The organism is Oscillochloris sp. ZM17-4 (assembly GCF_019599295.1).
Classification (GTDB): domain Bacteria; phylum Chloroflexota; class Chloroflexia; order Chloroflexales; family Chloroflexaceae; genus Oscillochloris.
The window spans coordinates 1-3207 of record NZ_JAIEWN010000126.1; the positions used below are offsets into that span (position 1 = coordinate 1).

At 72.8% G+C, this 3207-nt stretch carries 1 protein-coding gene; it reads right to left on the bottom strand.

Annotation, left to right across the window (positions count from 1 at the left end; translation table 11 throughout):
- Window positions 1–2954: cyclic nucleotide-binding domain-containing protein (locus K2Z83_RS28070; protein WP_220598480.1), on the bottom strand; the 2954-nt coding region annotated here is incomplete at its 3' end.
- Between the last annotated feature and the right edge of the window lie 253 nt (window positions 2955–3207).

Here is a 3207-nt window from a genome sequence, read left to right on the forward strand (position 1 = left end):
TCATCAAAGATAGTGTCAAGGTCGCCGCGATCAAGGCGCAGCAGGGCGCTCGGCGCGATCACCTCGGCGGAGGCTAGGCGGGGCGCCGGGTCGAGGATGGCGATCTCGCCAAAAACCGCCCCCTCCCGCATAATGTTGAGCGTCTGCCCATCGGCATAGATACGCACCTCGCCGGAGAGCAGCATAAAGAGCGCGTCGCCGACATCTCCCTGGGCGAAGATCGGCGCCCCAGCCGGCAGGCTGAGGCTGACCAACCGCTCGGCGATATCGGCCAGGATCTCGCTCGGCGTGGCGGCGAAGAGCTGCACCTTGCGGAGCGCGGCGACGCGGCCGACGATCATGAGCGTCGCCGCAGCGTCGGCGGAGGCCGGGTCGCTGGCGGGAAGGGAGGCCCCGGCGCGATACAGGGCGCAGGAGCGCGCCCACGCGCCGGCGGGGGTGTCCTCGTCGATGAGCTGGGCCAGGCGCTGCTCAGGGCTGAGGGACGGCTGTGGGAAGATGGCGCAGAGCCGCCGGAGGCGCTCGGCGGGCGCGATCTCGTCGAAGAGCGGCAGGACGGCGGGCTTGAGGTCCGGCGGCAGCAGCACGTCGATGATCTCGATCGCGTAGGCGCGCCTGTCGGAGGTGCCCTGGGCGAGGTTCGTGCGCGCGGCGGCGATGGCCGGCGCGTCCGAGCTGATCGCGAGCAGATGCAGGATGCGCTCGCGACAGCGCTCTGCGGCGGCGGCGATGGCCTCGACAAGCAGGTCGGTCGCCGCGCCGCCAAGGTCGTCGCCGGCGGCCAGCAGCCAGGCAGCGTGCTCGGCCTCGCGGCGGATCTGGGCGCGGAGGAGATCGCGATCGGCCCCGGACGCGCGGTAGCCACAGGCGGCTAGCCCGGCGACAGCGGCCCCGCGCAGATCCGCGTCGGGGTGCCCGATCGCGCCACGCAGCGCGGCCATGGCCGGCTCGCCGCCGACCTGGCCCAGCAGCGTGGCGATCTGCACCTGCTCGGCGAGGGCGGACTCGGCGAAGGCCGCGATGAGGGCGGGCGCGGCGACGGCCCCGGCGAGCTCAAGGCTGCGCGCGGCGACGGCGGCCGTGCTGCGGTCGGCGAGGGCCGCGATCTGGAAGGGCACCAGGCGGGCGTGGCCGATCTTCCCGGCCGCGAGCAGCGCCGCCCGCCGCACGGGCGGGGCGGGGTCGGCGAAGAGCTGCCGCAGCGGCAGGAAGAGCTCGACGAGGCCTAGATCGCCCATGATCGTTGCCGCGAGGATACGATCCTCCATCTGGGGCGACCCGGCGAGGTTCAGCAGGCGCTGGCCGCCGGCGAGGATGCCCGCGATCCCGCCGTGGCGCAGCAGGCCGACCAGCGTGCTGCGGCAGATCTCCGGCGACGGGTCATTGATGTAGGGCGTCACCGTCTCGATCGCCTCGGCCTCGGCGGCGGCGCAGAGCGCCCGGATGGCGGCGGCCCGCGTGGCGAGGTCGGGCTCGACAGCGAGCAGCGCCGCGAGCTCGCCGTCGTCTGCGGGCAGGCGCCCGGCGCTGATCAGCCCGAGGGTGGCCCGCCGCACCGCCGGGTCGGCGTGGGCCAGCAGGGCCGGCCGCGCCTGCGCGATCGCCGCCGGCATGCGCTGGCTCAGCAGGTCGATCGCATACAGCACATCGCCGCTATAGGGGCTGCCCAGCGCGCGGCGCACCTGGGCGAGGGCCGCCGGGTCGGCGAGGTCGGCGGCGCCGCCCAGCCCGACCCGGCGCGAGAGACTCTGGCCGAGCGCGTGGATGTATGAGCGGCCGACCTGACGCGCCACGATGGCCCATGCCAGCGCGAGCGCGAGCAGGATCGGAGCCAGCACCAGCATGCCGGCGTCGCGCAGCAGCAGCCCCACCGCGCCGACCATGCCGAGGGCCAGCGGGGAGACCACCCCGTCGGCGAACGACTGGGCGACGATGCGCTGGGTGGCGGGCAGGGGCTGGTAGAATATCTGGAGCGATGGGCGCGAGAGGATGGTGTTGCCCGCGCTGTCGATCAGGCGGATCGCCACGACCATCCAGAAGGCGAGCGCAGCGCCTCCGGCGGCAGCGCCGCCGATCAGGAGCAGCGCGCCCGCCCCCAGCGCCAGCGGCTGGGCCAGCAGCGCGACGCCCACCCCGTAGCGCCCGATCAGCGGCCCGGTCAGCAGCGGGCGGCCCAGCAGCCGCAGGATGCTCAGCAGCAGGGAGAATCCGGCCAGGAAGGAGGCCAGAGCCTTGGTGTCGCTAAAGTAGCCCTGGGCCAGGCCGGCGAAGGTGAGATCGAGGGTGCTGAAGGCCCATGTGCTGAGGGCGATCAGCAGGAGGATGCGGCTGGTGTATGGGCTGGCGATCAGGGCCTTGATGCCGCCCACCGATGTCGGGCGCTGCGCGGCCATCGCCGGCTGGGACGCCTGCGCCCTCGACACCATCATCCCGAGCGCCAGCGCGGCGGCGAGCGCGCCGATCAGCCCGACGAGCGCCAGCGCGAGCAGGCTCACGACGCCGAGCAGCCCGACGATCAGCGGGACCATCGCGTAGCCGAGCACCCGCGACACATTCTCGCCGCTCCCGATCAGCCCGTAGAGCCGCTTGGACTGGCGCAAGTTGAGCAGGCGCCCGGCGAGGCCCCAGAAGACAATCCCCGAGAGCGCGTTGAAGACGCGGTACCAGAGCAGCAGCAGGAAGAGCACCCACGGGCCGAGCGCGACCCCGCCCCAGAGCAGCAGCAGCAGCAGGGCCAGGCCGAGAAAGGCGCCGACGGCCAGCCGCTCGGCGGGGACGCGCTGGCCCAGCCAGCCGAAGCTCGCCCCGGCCAGCGGGACGACGACCGCCGCAGCCAGGTAGATCCCCGGCAGCGCGGCCGCCCCCAGCGAGCTCAGGAAGAGCGCCAGGGTCGCCGTGTCCGCCATCACCAGCGCCCAGCCCTGGCAGAAGGAGAGCGCAATCAGAAGCAGCACAGGGAGCCCCTCGTCAGGGCGCAGATCAAGGCGCGCGCGCAGGCGTGAAGGTGACAGCATAGAAAGTCTCTAGCAAAGTCTGATGAGCCCGCTATTGTAGCACACGGCCCACAGAGGATGTAGAATAGCTGACAGGGCGGATGTGCCGCCCTCCACAGCCCCACCGGGAGGCCCATGGATCTGAGCAGCGTCGATTCCATCCGGCCCGAGTCGTACATCTTCGCGCTGGCCGTCTCGCGCGACGAGCGGCTGC